Source organism: Streptomyces sp. JH34 (assembly GCF_029428875.1).
Taxonomy (GTDB): domain Bacteria; phylum Actinomycetota; class Actinomycetes; order Streptomycetales; family Streptomycetaceae; genus Streptomyces.
This window is the reverse complement of the sequence record NZ_JAJSOO010000001.1, coordinates 2997572-3014452: the sequence shown is the minus strand read 5'-3', so window position 1 is coordinate 3014452 and position 16881 is coordinate 2997572. Positions and strand designations below refer to the sequence as shown.

The window sequence follows — 16881 nt, the reverse complement described above, 5'->3', positions numbered from 1 at the left end:
AACCCCCGAAAGAGGGATTGACGACAAGTGCTCGACGTCAACTTCTTCGACGAGCTGCGGATCGGCCTTGCCACCGCGGACGACATCCGGACCTGGTCCCACGGCGAAGTGAAGAAGCCGGAGACCATCAACTACCGCACGCTCAAGCCCGAGAAGGACGGACTCTTCTGCGAGAAGATCTTCGGTCCGACCCGGGACTGGGAGTGCTACTGCGGCAAGTACAAGCGTGTCCGCTTCAAGGGCATCATCTGTGAGCGCTGTGGCGTAGAGGTCACGCGCGCCAAGGTGCGCCGCGAGCGCATGGGTCACATCGAGCTTGCCGCTCCCGTCACCCACATCTGGTACTTCAAGGGCGTCCCGTCGCGCCTCGGATACCTGCTGGACCTCGCGCCGAAGGACCTCGAGAAGGTCATCTACTTCGCTGCGTACATGATCACGTTCGTCGACGAGGAGCGCCGCACGCGTGACCTCCCGTCGCTGGAGGCGCACGTCTCCGTCGAGCGCCAGCAGGTCGAGAACCGCCGCGACTCGGACCTCGAGAACCGCGCCAAGAAGCTCGAGACCGACCTGGCCGAGCTCGAGGCCGAGGGTGCCAAGGCCGATGTGCGCCGCAAGGTGCGCGAAGGCGCCGAGCGTGAGATGAAGCAGCTGCGCGACCGTGCGCAGCGCGAGATCGACCGTCTCGACGAGGTGTGGAGCCGCTTCAAGAACCTCAAGGTCCAGGACCTCGAGGGCGACGAGCTGCTCTACCGCGAGCTGCGTGACCGCTTCGGCACGTACTTCGACGGCTGCATGGGCGCCGCGGCGCTGCAGAAGCGCCTGGAGTCCTTCGACCTCGACGAGGAGGCCGAGCGCCTCCGCGAGATCATCCGTACCGGCAAGGGCCAGAAGAAGACCCGGGCGCTCAAGCGCCTCAAGGTCGTCTCCGCGTTCCTGCAGACCAGCAACAAGCCCAAGGGCATGGTGCTCGACTGCGTGCCGGTCATCCCGCCGGACCTGCGTCCGATGGTGCAGCTGGACGGTGGCCGCTTCGCGACCTCCGACCTGAACGACCTGTACCGCCGTGTGATCAACCGCAACAACCGCCTCAAGCGTCTCCTTGACCTCGGTGCCCCCGAGATCATCGTGAACAACGAGAAGCGGATGCTGCAGGAGGCCGTCGACGCGCTGTTCGACAACGGCCGCCGTGGTCGCCCGGTCACCGGTCCCGGTAACCGCCCCCTGAAGTCCCTCAGCGACATGCTGAAGGGCAAGCAGGGTCGTTTCCGTCAGAACCTCCTCGGCAAGCGCGTGGACTACTCCGCGCGTTCCGTGATCGTCGTCGGTCCGCAGCTCAAGCTGCACCAGTGCGGTCTGCCGAAGGCGATGGCGCTGGAGCTCTTCAAGCCGTTCGTGATGAAGCGCCTGGTGGACCTGAACCACGCGCAGAACATCAAGTCGGCCAAGCGCATGGTCGAGCGTGGCCGCACCGTCGTGTACGACGTCCTCGAAGAGGTCATCGCCGAGCACCCGGTGCTGCTGAACCGTGCGCCCACCCTGCACCGCCTCGGCATCCAGGCCTTCGAGCCGCAGCTGGTCGAGGGCAAGGCCATCCAGATCCACCCGCTCGTCTGCACCGCGTTCAACGCGGACTTCGACGGTGACCAGATGGCCGTGCACCTGCCGCTCTCCGCGGAGGCGCAGGCCGAGGCCCGCATCCTGATGCTGTCCTCGAACAACATCCTGAAGCCGGCCGACGGTCGTCCCGTCACCATGCCGACCCAGGACATGGTGCTGGGTCTCTTCTTCCTCACCACGGACGAAGAGGGCCGCAACGTCAAGGGCACGGACCGCGCGTTCGGCTCCACGGCCGAGGCCACCATGGCCTTCGACGCCCGCGAGCTGTCGCTCCAGGCGAAGGTCGACATCCGCTTCCCGGTGGGCACCATGCCCCCGCGTGGCTGGGTGCCGCCGGTCGCCGAGGAGGGCGAGCCCGAGTACCAGCCGGGTGACACCTTCCGCCTGCGTACGAGCCTGGGCCGCGCGCTCTTCAACGAGCTGCTGCCCGAGGACTACCCGTTCGTCGACTACTCGGTGGGCAAGAAGCAGCTCTCCGAGATCGTCAACGACCTGGCCGAGCGCTACCCCAAGGTCATCGTGGCGGCGACGCTCGACAACCTGAAGGCGGCCGGTTTCCACTGGGCGACCCGCTCCGGTGTGACCGTGGCCATCTCCGACGTCGTCGTGCCCGAGGCCAAGAAGGCCATCGTCAAGGGCTACGAGGAGCAGGACGAGAAGGTCCAGAAGCAGTACGAGCGCGGTCTCATCACCAAGGACGAGCGCACGCAGGAGCTCATCGCGATCTGGACCAAGGCGACCAACGAGGTCGCCGAGGCGATGAACGCGAACTTCCCGAAGACGAACCCCATCTTCATGATGGTCGACTCGGGTGCCCGAGGAAACATGATGCAGATGCGTCAGATCGCGGGTATGCGTGGTCTGGTGTCGAACGCCAAGAACGAGACGATCCCTCGTCCCATCAAGGCGTCCTTCCGCGAGGGCCTCACCGTTCTGGAGTACTTCATCTCCACGCACGGTGCCCGTAAGGGTCTGGCGGACACCGCCCTGCGTACCGCCGACTCGGGTTACCTGACCCGTCGTCTGGTGGACGTCTCGCAGGACGTCATCATCCGCGAGGAGGACTGCGGCACCGACCGCGGCCTCAAGCTGAAGATCGCCGTCAAGGGTGCGGACGGTGTCCTGCGCAAGACGGAGGACGTCGAGACCTCGGTCTACGCCCGCATGCTCGCCGAGGACGTCGTCGTCGACGGCAAGGTCATCGCGCCTGCCAACGTCGACCTCGGTGACGTCCTGATCGACGCCCTCGTGGGCGCCGGCGTCGAGGAGGTCAAGACCCGCTCGGTCCTGACCTGTGAGTCCGCGGTCGGCACCTGTGCCTTCTGCTACGGACGCTCGCTCGCCACCGGCAAGCTGGTCGACATCGGTGAGGCGGTCGGCATCATCGCCGCCCAGTCCATCGGTGAGCCCGGTACCCAGCTGACGATGCGTACCTTCCACACCGGTGGTGTGGCCGGTGACGACATCACGCAGGGTCTGCCCCGTGTCGTCGAGCTCTTCGAGGCGCGTACCCCCAAGGGTGTCGCCCCGATCTCGGAGGCCAAGGGACGGGTCCGGATCGAGGAGACCGAGAAGACCAAGAAGCTCGTCGTCACCCCGGACGACGGCAGCGAGGAGACGGCGTTCCCGATCTCCAAGCGTGCCCGTCTCCTGGTCGGCGAGGGCGACGCGGTCGAGGTGGGCCAGAAGCTCACCGTCGGTGCCACGAACCCGCACGACGTGCTGCGGATCCTCGGTCAGCGCGCGGTCCAGGTCCACCTGGTCGGCGAGGTCCAGAAGGTCTACAACTCGCAGGGTGTGTCGATCCACGACAAGCACATCGAGATCATCATCCGGCAGATGCTGCGCCGTGTGACGATCATCGAGTCCGGCGACGCGGAGCTGCTGCCGGGCGAGCTCGTCGAGCGCTCGAAGTTCGAGACCGAGAACCGTCGTGTGGTCACCGAGGGCGGTCACCCCGCCTCCGGCCGTCCGCAGCTGATGGGTATCACCAAGGCCTCGCTCGCCACCGAGTCGTGGCTGTCGGCGGCGTCCTTCCAGGAGACGACCAGGGTCCTGACCGACGCGGCTATCAACGCCAAGTCGGACTCCCTGATCGGCCTCAAGGAGAACGTCATCATCGGTAAGCTCATCCCGGCCGGTACGGGTCTGTCCCGCTACCGCAACATCCGGGTCGAGCCGACCGAGGAGGCCAAGGCCGCGATGTACTCGGCCGTCGGCTACGACGACATCGACTACTCGCCGTTCGGCACGGGCTCCGGCCAGGCCGTGCCGCTGGAGGACTACGACTACGGTCCGTACAACCAGTAGCAGTGAGTGAGAAGGGCGCCCACCCCCGTCGGGGGGTGGGCGCCCTTCTGCGTGCCGCGGCCGGTCCGTGCGGCCCGCGGGACGTGCGCCGCCCCCGGTGCCGGTCAGTGCATGTCGCTGCGCTGCACCAGCGGCGCCAGCCCCGTTCCAGAAGGCGTCGCAGGGGCCGCACCGGCGGCCCGGCCGGGCGCGTCGCAGTGTGGCGGGCTCGGTGCGTGCGGGGGCGGCGGTACGGCCGCCACGGGGCGCCTGTACGCCGGACGGGCCGGAGAGCCGGCACCCCGTGGAGACGCGCCCCCGTTGAACCGCTGGGGGCGGTTGTGGCGAGATCCTGCTGGACCGGTGCACCGGAGGCACCCCCACCCCTCACGGTCCGTCGAGCAGGGCCCTCGGCCTGAAACCCGATCGTTTTGAGCAGTCCCTCGACGGTGGAACTTTCGACTTTCCCCCAAGGAACTCCTTGATTCCTGCGATGTCGTCGGCGAGCCTCTCATTTTTGGGTCCTGTCATAGCCTCTCCGACATCTTGTCCGGACAGGTGTGGTGTGATGTGGTGCGTCGTTTCCGCACTGTTTTCGAGGGAGCTGCGCGTGGACTCGGAGGTCCTGCTTTTCATACCGCCACTTCTCGGCCTTATCGCCATCATCTGGATAACTCGGCGAAGGCTGCTGTTGCGGGCTCGCGGTGTCGAGGCCGAGGCGCGTTGTTACGACCGGGAGTGGCGTACTCAGGGGGGCGGGCCCACGTTCCTCCTGAGCTTCCCCCTGGTGGACGGCCGCCGGATGACCTGTTCCGCGGATGAGGGCGATGTGCCGGCGGGGACTCGAGTGGGAGACACCGTGACGGTCCTTTATGACCCGCAGGCGCCCGGCCGGGTGGAGACGGCTCTCTCCGCTCACAAGCCTCTGTGGAAACGCATGGACCTGATCACGCTCACGCTGGTCGAGGCCGTGTTCGTCGTCCTCGCCCTCAGTTAGGGCGGGGCCGGACGGGCACGGAGTACGCCTGACTCAGGCGAAAGCGGCATGAGTATCGACAACGTTCGGGGGCTTCCTGTGCTGGCGATAAGAATTTTCCTCTTTGTTATGGTGTGCGCTTCTTCTCTCGTGTTGATCACCAACCTCTATGCCTTGCGAAAGGCGAAGCGCCTCGAATCCTCCGGTATGCGCGTAGAGGGCGAATGCGTCGGCCATTACTGGCCCAGTGGTGGGTATGTGGGCGTGGTCTGCGCGTATTCCACGAGAGACAGGAGCGACCTGTCCGTCCGTTCGTCGCGATACTCCGTCGCACCCGTGGAGATCGGTGACGTCGTGGAAGTCGTCTACGACCCGCAGAGCCCGGAGCGCTCGATGCTGTCGTTCGAGGTGGACAAGCGGGTGGGGTTCGACACGGGGCTGTCCGTCGTCGTGGGGACACTGGCGGCAGCGGCCATGGCGGGGATTATCCTCACGCTGTGAGCCGGGTCGTGAGCCCGACCGGAACCGGCCCGTGGGCTGGGCCGGCCTGTCCCCCCGCTCGAGCAGGCATGCACGCAGTGCCCACGATCCCGCGCCTGCGGCCTTCGCCACGTCCTCCGCCGCGCCGCCCGGCGGGATAAGCGGCCCGTCACACCCGACGGCGGACCCCGGTGACGCGGGTCACGGGTTCACGGACATGTCCGCCGACGGGTCCACGGAGCGGGTTCGTGCGACGTGCGCCCGGTGTCGGGCGCCGCCTCCGACGAGGGGTGGCCGTCTCCCGGGCATTTGTTTTGACCCAGCTCCATGAGGTAGGTACGCTCAAGCCTTGTGCCTGGGGTGTGCCTGGGCTCGGGTGCGTGTCCTCAACCGCACGGCGAGTCCGTAAGTGGCCACCGCAATCTGCGTATCTCCTGCCTCACCGCAGGGGCGTGCAGTATTCGACACACCCGACCGCGTGGGTCGGTGGGTGTTCCAGGTTAGTTTCACGAACGGCACACAGAAACCGGAGAAGTAGTGCCTACGATCCAGCAGCTGGTCCGGAAGGGCCGGCAGGACAAGGTCGAGAAGAACAAGACGCCCGCGCTCGAGGGTTCGCCCCAGCGTCGCGGTGTCTGCACGCGTGTGTTCACGACCACCCCGAAGAAGCCGAACTCGGCGCTCCGTAAGGTCGCGCGTGTGCGTCTGACCTCCGGTATCGAGGTCACGGCCTACATCCCGGGTGAGGGGCACAACCTGCAGGAGCACTCCATCGTGCTCGTGCGTGGTGGCCGTGTGAAGGACCTGCCGGGTGTTCGTTACAAGATCATCCGCGGTTCGCTCGACACCCAGGGTGTCAAGAACCGCAAGCAGGCCCGCAGCCGCTACGGCGCCAAGAAGGAGAAGTAAGAATGCCTCGTAAGGGCCCCGCCCCGAAGCGCCCGGTCATCATCGACCCGGTCTACAGCTCTCCTCTTGTCACCTCGCTGATCAACAAGATCCTCCTCGACGGCAAGCGTTCCACCGCCGAGCGGATCGTGTACGGCGCCATGGAAGGCCTCCGCGAGAAGACCGGCGCTGACCCGGTCATCACGCTGAAGCGCGCGCTTGAGAACGTCAAGCCCTCGCTCGAGGTCAAGTCCCGCCGTGTCGGTGGCGCCACCTACCAGGTGCCGATCGAGGTCAAGCCCGGTCGCGCCGCCACGCTCTCGCTGCGCTGGATCGTGGGTTACTCCCGCGCCCGTCGTGAGAAGACCATGACCGAGCGCCTCATGAACGAGCTGCTCGACGCCTCCAACGGTCTTGGCGCTGCCGTCAAGAAGCGCGAGGACACCCACAAGATGGCCGAGTCCAACAAGGCCTTCGCGCACTACCGCTGGTAGTCGCTACCCCCATCGAGACCGAGAGAAGATTGAGCCTTATGGCCACCACTTCGCTTGACCTGGCCAAGGTCCGCAACATCGGGATCATGGCCCACATCGACGCGGGCAAGACGACCACCACTGAGCGGATCCTCTTCTACACCGGCGTTTCGTACAAGATCGGTGAAGTCCACGACGGCGCAGCCACGATGGACTGGATGGAGCAGGAGCAGGAGCGCGGCATCACGATCACGTCCGCCGCGACGACCTGTCACTGGCCGCTCAATGATGTTGACCACACCATCAACATCATCGACACCCCGGGTCACGTCGACTTCACCGTCGAGGTGGAGCGTTCGCTCCGCGTCCTCGACGGTGCCGTCACCGTGTTCGACGGTGTGGCCGGCGTCGAGCCGCAGTCCGAGACCGTCTGGCGTCAGGCGGACCGCTACGGCGTGCCGCGTATCTGCTTCGTCAACAAGCTCGACCGCACCGGCGCCGAGTTCCACCGTTGTGTCGACATGATCGTCGACCGCCTCGGTGCGGTTCCGCTCGTCATGCAGCTCCCCATCGGTGCCGAAGCCGACTTCAAGGGCGTCGTCGACCTCGTGTCGATGAAGGCGTTCGTGTGGTCGGACGAGGCCGCCAAGGGTGAGATGTACGACACCGTCGAGATCCCCGACACGCACAAGGAGGCCGCCGAGGAATGGCGCGGCAAGCTCCTTGAGGCCGTCGCGGAGAACGACGACCAGATGATGGAGCTGTACCTCGAGGGCAACGAGCCCACCGAGGAGCAGCTGCACGAGGCGATCCGTCGGATCACCCTCGCGTCGAAGGGCTCGGCCGACTCCGTCACCGTGACCCCCGTCTTCTGTGGCACGGCGTTCAAGAACAAGGGTGTCCAGCCCCTGCTCGACGCGGTCGTCCGCTACCTGCCTTCCCCCCTGGACGTCGAGGCCATCGAAGGCCACGACGTCAAGGACCCCGAGCTGGTCGTCAAGCGCAGGCCTTCGGACGACGAGCCGTTCTCCGGCCTGGCGTTCAAGATCGCGAGTGACCCGCACCTCGGCAAGCTCACCTTCGTCCGGATCTACTCCGGTCGCCTCGAGGCCGGCACCGCGGTGCTGAACTCGGTCAAGGGCAAGAAGGAGCGCATCGGCAAGATCTACCGCATGCACGCGAACAAGCGTGAGGAGATCGCGTCGGTGGGCGCCGGTGACATCGTCGCCGTCATGGGCCTGAAGCAGACCACCACGGGTGAGACGCTGTCCGACGACAAGAACCCGGTGATCCTGGAGTCCATGGACTTCCCGGCGCCGGTCATTCAGGTCGCCATCGAGCCCAAGTCCAAGGGTGACCAGGAGAAGCTGGGTGTCGCCATCCAGCGCCTCTCGGAGGAGGACCCCTCCTTCCAGGTGCACTCCGACGAGGAGACCGGCCAGACCATCATCGGTGGTATGGGCGAGCTTCACCTCGAGGTGCTCGTCGACCGCATGAAGCGCGAGTTCCGCGTCGAGGCGAACGTCGGCAAGCCCCAGGTCGCCTACCGCGAGACGATCCGCAAGACCGTCGAGCGCATCGACTACACGCACAAGAAGCAGACTGGTGGTACCGGCCAGTTCGCGAAGGTGCAGATCGCCCTCGAGCCCATCGAGGGTGGCGACGCCTCCTACGAGTTCGTCAACAAGGTCACCGGTGGCCGCATCCCCCGTGAGTACATTCCCTCGGTGGACGCGGGTGCTCAGGAAGCCATGCAGTTCGGCATCCTGGCCGGTTACGAGATGGTCGGCGTCCGCGTCACCCTTCTCGACGGTGGTTACCACGAGGTCGACTCCTCGGAGCTCGCCTTCAAGATCGCCGGTTCGCAGGCGTTCAAGGAGGGTGCCCGCAAGGCGTCCCCCGTGCTCCTCGAGCCGATGATGGCCGTCGAGGTCACCACGCCCGAGGACTACATGGGCGATGTCATCGGCGACCTCAACTCCCGCCGTGGCCAGATCCAGGCCATGGAGGAGCGCAGCGGCGCTCGCGTCGTGAAGGGCCTCGTGCCCCTCTCGGAGATGTTCGGCTACGTCGGAGACCTCCGCAGCAAGACCTCGGGTCGCGCAAGCTACTCGATGCAGTTCGACTCCTACGCCGAGGTTCCGCGGAACGTCGCCGAGGAGATCATCGCGAAGGCCAAGGGCGAGTAACTCTTCCGAGCTCACGCTTTAGGCTTGTCACCGGAGCCCGGTCGGGCATTCGTCGCAGTGCGTAAGCAGCGCGGCGAATGCCTCCGGCACCGGCATTCCAGCAAAGATCACCTGGCGCCGATGAAGCAAGGCGTACAGAACCACTCAGGAGGACCCCAGTGGCGAAGGCAAAGTTCGAGCGGACTAAGCCGCACGTCAACATCGGCACCATCGGTCACATCGACCACGGTAAGACGACCCTCACGGCCGCCATTACCAAGGTGCTGCACGACGCGTACCCGGACCTGAACGAGGCCTCGGCCTTCGACCAGATCGACAAGGCTCCTGAGGAGCGCCAGCGCGGTATCACGATCTCGATCGCGCACGTCGAGTACCAGACGGAGTCGCGTCACTACGCGCACGTCGACTGCCCGGGTCACGCCGACTACATCAAGAACATGATCACGGGTGCGGCGCAGATGGACGGCGCCATCCTCGTGGTCGCGGCCACCGACGGCCCGATGCCGCAGACCAAGGAGCACGTGCTCCTGGCCCGCCAGGTCGGCGTTCCGTACATCGTCGTCGCCCTGAACAAGGCCGACATGGTGGACGACGAGGAGATCCTGGAGCTCGTCGAGCTCGAGGTTCGTGAGCTCCTCTCCGAGTACGAGTTCCCGGGCGACGACCTTCCGGTCGTCAAGGTCTCGGCGCTCAAGGCTCTCGAGGGCGACGCCGAGTGGGGCAAGACCGTTCTCGACCTGATGAAGGCCGTGGACGAGAACATCCCGCAGCCCGAGCGTGACGTCGAGAAGCCGTTCCTCATGCCGATCGAGGACGTCTTCACGATCACCGGTCGCGGTACGGTCGTCACCGGCCGCATCGAGCGTGGTGTCCTCAAGGTCAACGAGACCGTTGACATCGTGGGCATCAAGCAGGAGAAGACCACCACCACGGTCACCGGCATCGAGATGTTCCGCAAGCTGCTCGACGAGGGCCAGGCCGGTGAGAACGTCGGTCTGCTCCTCCGTGGCATCAAGCGCGAGGACGTCGAGCGCGGCCAGGTCATCATCAAGCCCGGTTCGGTCACGCCGCACACCGAGTTCCAGGCCCAGGCCTACATCCTGTCGAAGGACGAGGGTGGCCGTCACACCCCCTTCTTCAACAACTACCGCCCGCAGTTCTACTTCCGTACCACGGACGTGACGGGCGTTGTGACCCTTCCCGAGGGCACCGAGATGGTCATGCCGGGTGACAACACCCTCATGGACGTCGCGCTGATCCAGCCGGTCGCCATGGAAGAGGGCCTGAAGTTCGCCATCCGTGAGGGTGGCCGGACCGTGGGCGCCGGCCAGGTCACCAAGATCGTCAAGTAATCACCTGACTGTCTGACCTGGTTGCTCCGCACAGAGCACCAAGAAGGGCCCCGCACCTCGCGAGAGGTGCGGGGCCCTTCGGCATGTGCGGCGCGTGTACGAGGCTCCGCCCAGCCGCGCAGGCGTCGTGGCCGCCGACGTACGAACGGGCAGGGGCAGGGGCAGGGGCAGGGGGACGGCGGGGGCGGTCAGGCCGTGGGCAGGAGTGCCTCGACGGTGAACGAGTCGTCCTCCCGGCCGGCGACGAGCGTCCCGCCCAGCGTGTGGGTCCGGTACCCGAGTCCGGCCAGGCCGGTTCGCCGCCGCCCGTGCTTGTCCGCCGGCCCGTCCAGGGCGAGGGCCCGTGGTTACGGAGGAGCAGCCGGATCCCGGAGGCGTCGGAGCGCAGGTCTGTCTCGCACACGGCGGCGCGACTGTGCTGGAGCACGTTCCCCACCGCCTCGCGCAGCACGAAGCGGAGGCACGCTCACCGGCAAGACACGGCAGAATGAGAGAACCCATGCGCAACTACCGACTGACCTCGCTGCTCTTCTTCGTCCCGTTCATGGCCGTCAGCGGGATCGACCGGGTCCAGGAGGCCGGTTGGGCCCGGCTCTGGGGCACGGCCGAGATCCTCCTGGCCGTCTGCATCCTGGCGGGTGCCGCCAGGGAGATCCGCACCGGCCTGGTCCGCAGGAAAGAGGAGCGGACCACCAGCCCGAGCGATTGAGCTGGTGCACGGGGCGGCCCTCGTGGCGGTGGTGGCCGCCGGGCCACGCGCACTGGTGTGGTTCCTGCCGGCCGTGCTCGGCTCATTGGTGGCCGTCCGGTGGGTGCGCCGGGGAATCGCGGGAGCCGGGACGGGAGCGGCAGGAACGGAGCCCACAGTTCCGGAGCCACGCGTTCCGGGCAGGCCCGGCGGTGTTCGGGTCCATGATCAAGGTGCTGGTGGTTGACCACGCCCGCACACTGGTCGACGCCGTCCGGATCGCGGAGGGCCACGGCTGGCTGTAGCCGCGCGCGGGCAAGCCTGCGCGGTACCTTTCCCCGCCTGCCGGGTGACTCCGGTTCCTCTCTACGGCCGCCAGGCGAAGGGGAGCGCGTCCGGGCCCAGGCCCACCACCACCGGGCGCCCGTCGTCGAGCTGGAGCGTGGCCCCGTCGAGCGCGACGGGCCCCTGCGAGCGGTGGGACAGACGCGTGCCCGTCAGGACCTGGAGCAGGCCCTCTGCGGTGCGGCCGAGCAGGGCAGGACCGCAGGCGGCCAGTTCCCCGTACCCGTCGAAGCCGACGAGGTCCGTGGCCACCCCGTCCCGTACGGCGGTCGTCACGGCCCGCGCCTGTGCCCGGTAGAACAGGTCCACGGAACCGTCGGCAGCCGGCAGCCCCGCGGGTGCCCCGCCCGGTACGGGGCCGGCGTCGATCTGCGTCCGGGCGGTGAGCTCGGCGCCCGGCGCGTCCTGGGTCCAGTGGTGCACGGCGCGATGACCCGCCGCGTGGACGTGGACGCGGCCGGCACGGTCCACCACGGCACTCAGGCCGTCCTGGACCTCGCCCCCACCCATGTCGCGCCATTCGCCCCACGTCCTGTCGGCCTCCCGGACCCGTGTGCTGACTCCCTTCTCCGCGTTGCGTACGAAGAGGTGGATCCGGCCGTCCGGTGCGCCCACGGCGACGGGCGCACCGATGCGACGGCCCTCGTCCCGGCGGGGGGAAGGATTACCGAGACCCCGCCAGGCGAGGAAGCCGCTGTCGGGAGCGGTCTGCTCCAGCAGCACGATCTCGCGCTCGTTGTCCGCCCCGTGCCCGCGGAGTGCCGCGAAGCGCAGCCCGAACAGCAGCAGTGTGCCGTCGCCCGCGGTGGCCGACCCCAGCACCGGGGCGAGCGGGCCGCCCCCGAGGTCCTCCGTCGGGCCCCACACCCCGCCCGTCGGCTCGGTCTCGCGCCACCGGACCAGGCGGAGCCCGACCACGGCGTACGCGTCGAGCCGGCCACCGGGTCCGGGGGTGACGACGGTCCGGTGACCCGGATAGCGGTGGTGGGTCGAACGGACCCAGCCCTTCTTGTTGGTCAGCGGCCGGTCGCCGCCGACGTTGTAGTCCCCGCAGCCCGACGGGTTACCGCACTCCCAGTCGGGCGAACCGCCGTAGGGCACGAGGTGGGCGGCCTTCTCCGCGAGCACACCCGGCGGCAGGTTCTTGGGCCAGTGCCGGTTGTAGTACCCGCGGAACGAGGTGACCGCGAAGCCCGGCACACGGCCGCCGCCACGGGTGCTCCTGGCGACCCACCGGATCATCGCCGCCCAGGCGAAGCAGGCGGCGGCCGTGTGGTCGGCGTGATCCGAGTACCCGGGCTGTTCGCTGTCCCGGCGCCGGGCGGCCTCCGTGCTGTGCTGGATGTCCGGATCGGGGTCCAGGGTGTGCACGACGGTCGGCCGGTGGCGCTCCAGCAGCCCGACGAGGACGTCGACGAGCCCGTCGTAGGTGTACGCGCCCGGGCGCTCCAGGGGTGAACCCTCGGCGACGACCGTGCGCAGGGAAAGCCGCCGGTCGTGCCACAGGCTGGGCAGTCCGAGGCGGTGGCGGGTGGTGTGCATGGCCGTGTCGATGAAGACCAGCTCGACCCTGCGTCCCCCGGCGGCCAAAGTGTCGACCTCGGCCCGGTGCCCGTCGCCGAGCTCGGCGACGGATATCTCCCAGGGGGTGAACTTCTCCAGCCCGAGCAGGGTCGCGTAAGCCTGCCGCAGCCCCTGGTGGCGCGACGACGAGTACGCCGCCTTGTCCGGTACGGGGCGGGGGCGGCCGGGGATCTTGTTGAGGCCGTCGGCCTCGCCCGCCGTGAGGTACACGCAGACCAGCGGCGTCCCGGCGTCCAGCGCGCGCTGGGTGTCCGGGTTCATGAAGTACAGGTCGTCGTCCGGGTGGGCGAGGATCTGCATCAGCAGCGCTCGTCGCGCGGTGTTTACGGGCATGCCGGGTGCGGGGTCCGGTGGGGGGTCGGAACGCCGGGGAGCCGGGACCGAGCAGGCGCTGAGCGCCAAGCCGGCGACGGCTGTGGTCATGACGGCGCGTCGTCGCACACCGTTTCCGGGCAGGGCCGATCGATCCGTCACGCCACGCACTCCGTCCGCGTCCCCCCGCAGCGGGCGGGTCGGTGCCCTGAGCTGCGTGCTGTTGGTCAGTGCAGGTCAGGGCTGTGTGCCTGCTCCTGCGGGGGGATAGACGGGGAACCGGGCGGCCGGGTTGCCCGGAGGGACGCGCCGCTCGGGCCGTGACTCCGGACGGACCACGTCCGGTTCTGTGTGCGGACCGGCCGGCGTGCCGGTCAGGCCGCGAGGCGGGTGAGCGTGCCGCGGCGCCAGACCGCGCGGAGGTTGAGGGTGTCGCCGATGGTGGTGGTGGGGTCGCCCTCCACCAGGAGCAGGTCGGCGCGGAGTCCCTCGGCGATGCGTCCGCGGTCCGCAAGTCCGAAACGCCGTGCCGGGGTGAGGGTGGCCGCGCGCAGGGCCTGGACCGGCGTGAGGCCGGCCCGGACGAGGTACTGCAGCTCGTGGTGGACGCTCGCGCCGTGGATCATGCCGCCCAGGAACGGCAGCGGCATGGGTGCGGCGTCGGTGCCGGCGAGGAGATCGACCCCGGCGTCGTGCAGTGCCCTGACCGAGGCCAGGACGTCCTCCAGCTTGCCCTGGGGGTAGCGGTCGTAGCTGCTGCGCAGGGTCTCGTTCCAGGCGGGGGTCAGGCGTGAGCCGACGCGCGGGTCGTCGGCGAGGTCCGAGCCCGTGATGCCCGTCATCGAGGCGTTCAGGACGACGCAGGGTGCGACGAACGCGCCGGAGGCGGCGATGAGGTCGATGATCTCGTCGGTGTGCGGCTGGTCCATGAACAGGTGGGCGAAGCCGTCGATGCCTGCTTCGACCGCCATCCGCGTCGCCTCGACGGTCAGGGTGTGGGCGATCGTGAGCATCCCGTGCCGGTGCGCCTCGGCGACCCCGGCGGTCAGGGTCGCCTGGTCGAGCATGGGCAGACCGGGGTGCCCCTCGACGGAGCCGTCGTCGACCATGAACTTGATGTAGTCCGAGCCGGCGGCGACGAGCCGCGGGACGAAGGCGACCGCTTCGGCCGGGGTGCTGGAGAACGGCATCAGCGGAGCCGGACCGTGCGCCCCCCGGTCACCGTGACCCGAGTCTCCGGGGTCCTGGTCTCCGTGGCCTCCCGGCTCGAAGTCCTCGGGGAGCAGTTCGCTGGGGTGTCCGCCGGGCGGGGTGATGCCGAATCCCGAGGAGCGGACATCGGCGACGGAGTCGTCGCCGAGCAGGTGCTCACGGGCGTCCCTGGTGTACATGCCCTGCATCTCCAGCTCCGTGGTGACGCCGAACCGCAGCGCCAGCGCGAGCCCGTCCTCGGAGGTGTGGACGTGGGAGTCGATCAGGCCGGGCAGGAGCGTCGCGCCCGAGACGTCGACGATGTCCGCCCCGGCGGGCGCCTCCCCGCCGATCGCGGCGATGCGGGTGCCGTCCAGCAGGACGGTGGTCTCCTCGCGGACGCGCTCGCCGTCGAACACACGGGCGTTGGTGATGGCCGTAACCATGCTGCTCCACCTCTCTTCGCGGGCCCGGGGGCCCGGTGCGGCGAACGTCGTCACCGCGTCGGTCAGGTCAATGCTACGTGCAACTCCATGCTTTTTTGCACGCAACTGCTGTTTGCAAGCTTTTGGGGTAAGGTCGTGGCGTGACGTACTCCGATGCCTCCACCCCGCAGGGAGAGGCCCTGCTGGATGCCGTGGGCACGGCTTTCGCCCGACTTCGGCGGCGCACCATGCAGGCCCCTGTCGACCCCCCGGTGGGCCGCAAGGACCTCAAGCGCAATCTGGTCCTCAACCTCGTCGACGAGGCGACCGAGGCCGGGAGGGACATCACGGTCGGCGGGCTCGCCGACCTCCTCATGGTCGATTCGTCCGTGGCCAGCCGGATGGCGAGCGACTGCATCACCCACGGCTATCTGGTCCGCACCGCCTCGCAGCAGGACGGCAGGCGCACCGTGCTCCGGCTGACCGAGGACGGCATCACCCTGCTCGGCCACTTCCGCAGTCAGCAGCGTCAGGCCTTCGAGCACATCACCCGTGACTGGCCCACGGCCGAGCGCGTCGAATTCGCGCGGCTGCTCCTGAAGTACGCCGACGCCACGGCCCAACTCCCCACGCCCGGCGGCGAGGACACCTCCTCCGCGCGGTGACTTCTCCCCTCCGGCAGCTCTTGCCGCGGAATGTCCAGGGCGAGAGCGTCACGTGATCGTCACCGTTCCTCTCGCACTCTTGTCCGCGCGCTGCTCGGCGACATGAACTGGTGGTGGCAGAGTCGCGTGGGGGAGTGGAAGAGAACAGTGAGCACCAGAACGCCGGCAGGCGAGCCGTCCGAGCGTCCGGATGAGGGGAGCGCCGTCTCCGACGAGCAGTGGGCGGAACTCGTCCGGCAGGCCGAGAGCGGCGGGGGTGACGCGCCCAAGGAGCCCTCGGCCCGGGCCCGGATGGTCACCGCGCGGCTCCGCGCGCTGGACGAGGAGGCCGCCGCGAGCGGGCGGCGCCGGGGCTGGAGGAACAAGCCGGCCGAACCGTGGCAGCCGGACGGATGGCGCACCGGCCCCTCGCAGCACACGAACGACCGCCGACAGAAGCGGAAGCGTCTCGTCGGGGTCCTGGGCTTCGTCGTGGTCCTGGGGGTCCTGGTGGTCACCATGCGCCCGAGTCTGCTGACCGACCACCTTCCCGGAGCCGGAGACTCCGTGGACGCCGCGCCACTGCCCGCCGAGACCGCACCTCCGACCGCCGCGCCGGCGGACGGGACGGATCCGGAGCGGCCGACACGGGAGGAACCCTTCCGGGGTTCTCCCGCCCTCCGATGGGCGGACGGGGCGGCGGGGATCGAGACGCCCGCCGCCGAGGCGGTCGGAGGGATGAGCAAGGACGAGGTCGAGCAGGCCCTTCGGGCCACCCGGCAGTTGCTCGTCGCCGCCAACCTCGACCCGGCCACCCTGCGCGGGGAGAAGCCCGAGGAGGCGCTGGAGCTGCTCGACCCCCTGCAGAAGGGGGAGCGGACACGCCTCGAGCGGTCACTGGCGGAACCGGGTGAGGGACAGGACCCGCTGATGCTGTTCAGCCGGTTCGACCCCGACGAGACCCGGCTGGTGGGGGACGTCGTCAAGACGCGCGGACGGATGACCTTCGAAGCCGGTCCCACCGGCTCCGTGGAGGTGCACGCCGACTACACCTTCGTCTACCCGCTGATGAGAACGGGCGGGGACGAGGTGGCGCGCACGATCGTGCGGCGGAAGCTCACGACGGCGCTGCACGACCCGGAGCGGTTCGTGGCGACGCCCGGCAAGCTCTCCGTCGTCACCTCTCAGCAGAACGTCGGCAACACCGCCTGCGAGGTGAACGACGGCTTCCTGCACCCGTCCTTCCCGAGTGACCGCACGGACCCGGAACGGAAGGGCCCGGACGTGGACCCCTACGACCGCAGCGAATGGCAGCCCGACGGATCGTGCGGGACGGTCACCCGTACGTGAGGTGGGCCCGTACGGTTCCGGGCCGCCGCTCCGGCCCTCGGTGAGGATCGCCTCCACGGAGGTGGCGCTCGCGGCGCG

At 68.5% G+C, this 16881-nt stretch carries 12 protein-coding genes; 10 read left to right on the top strand and 2 right to left on the bottom strand.

The genetic code is table 11. The annotated features are described in order from the left end of the window. The first annotated feature begins 27 nt into the window (after positions 1 to 27). The 8 genes from LWJ43_RS13140 (at position 28) to LWJ43_RS13105 (ending at position 10973) form a co-directional block, all read left to right on the top strand. Entirely contained in the window at positions 28 to 3927 is a 3900-nt protein-coding gene (locus tag LWJ43_RS13140; protein ID WP_014154600.1) for a DNA-directed RNA polymerase subunit beta', read from the top strand. Between the two features lie 472 nt (positions 3928 to 4399). After that, positions 4400 to 4903, top strand: a complete 504-nt coding sequence (locus LWJ43_RS32905) for a DUF3592 domain-containing protein (protein WP_346772012.1) — start codon at positions 4400 to 4402, stop codon at positions 4901 to 4903. Positions 4904 to 4951: 48 nt separating this feature from the next. Continuing rightward, positions 4952 to 5383 carry a DUF3592 domain-containing protein gene (locus tag LWJ43_RS13130; protein WP_277332444.1) on the top strand — a complete coding sequence of 144 codons (432 nt, stop codon included), beginning with the start codon at positions 4952 to 4954 and terminating at the stop codon, positions 5381 to 5383. 516 nt (positions 5384 to 5899) lie between these two features. Continuing rightward, a complete protein-coding gene (gene rpsL / locus LWJ43_RS13125) occupies positions 5900 to 6271 on the top strand; it encodes a 30S ribosomal protein S12 (RefSeq protein WP_003948652.1) in 372 nt (123 codons plus the stop codon). Between the two features lie 2 nt (positions 6272 to 6273). Beyond that, complete coding sequence (gene rpsG, locus LWJ43_RS13120; protein ID WP_014154599.1) at positions 6274 to 6744, top strand: 30S ribosomal protein S7; 471 nt, start codon at positions 6274 to 6276, stop codon at positions 6742 to 6744. 38 nt (positions 6745 to 6782) lie between these two features. After that, positions 6783 to 8912, top strand: a complete 2130-nt coding sequence (gene fusA / locus LWJ43_RS13115) for an elongation factor G (RefSeq protein WP_277332443.1) — start codon at positions 6783 to 6785, stop codon at positions 8910 to 8912. A gap of 158 nt (positions 8913 to 9070) precedes the next feature. Further along, positions 9071 to 10264: an elongation factor Tu gene (tuf, locus tag LWJ43_RS13110; protein ID WP_014154597.1), complete on the top strand. Its 1194-nt coding sequence runs from the start codon at positions 9071 to 9073 to the stop codon at positions 10262 to 10264. A gap of 499 nt (positions 10265 to 10763) precedes the next feature. Next, the gene (locus tag LWJ43_RS13105; RefSeq protein ID WP_277332442.1) at positions 10764 to 10973 is read left to right on the top strand and encodes a hypothetical protein; all 210 of its coding nucleotides are present in this window, start codon (positions 10764 to 10766) and stop codon (positions 10971 to 10973) included. A gap of 345 nt (positions 10974 to 11318) precedes the next feature. Here LWJ43_RS13105 and LWJ43_RS13100 read toward each other — a convergent pair whose 3' ends face one another. Together LWJ43_RS13100 and LWJ43_RS13095 are read right to left on the bottom strand one after the other, a co-directional pair. Further along, the gene (locus tag LWJ43_RS13100) at positions 11319 to 13304 is read right to left on the bottom strand and encodes a PIG-L family deacetylase (protein WP_277335879.1); all 1986 of its coding nucleotides are present in this window, start codon (positions 13302 to 13304) and stop codon (positions 11319 to 11321) included. A 263-nt stretch (positions 13305 to 13567) separates the two neighbouring features. After that, a complete protein-coding gene (locus LWJ43_RS13095) occupies positions 13568 to 14830 on the bottom strand; it encodes an amidohydrolase family protein (protein ID WP_277332441.1) in 1263 nt (420 codons plus the stop codon). A gap of 140 nt (positions 14831 to 14970) precedes the next feature. Here LWJ43_RS13095 and LWJ43_RS13090 point away from each other — a divergent pair, with 140 nt between their 5' ends. Next, positions 14971 to 15474 (top strand): MarR family winged helix-turn-helix transcriptional regulator, encoded by a 504-nt coding sequence (locus LWJ43_RS13090; protein ID WP_277332440.1) that lies wholly within the window; start codon positions 14971 to 14973, stop codon positions 15472 to 15474. Between the two features lie 147 nt (positions 15475 to 15621). Beyond that, positions 15622 to 16803, top strand: coding sequence for a hypothetical protein (locus tag LWJ43_RS13085; protein WP_277332439.1), 1182 nt, complete (start codon positions 15622 to 15624; stop codon positions 16801 to 16803). The last annotated feature ends 78 nt before the right edge of the window (positions 16804 to 16881 follow it).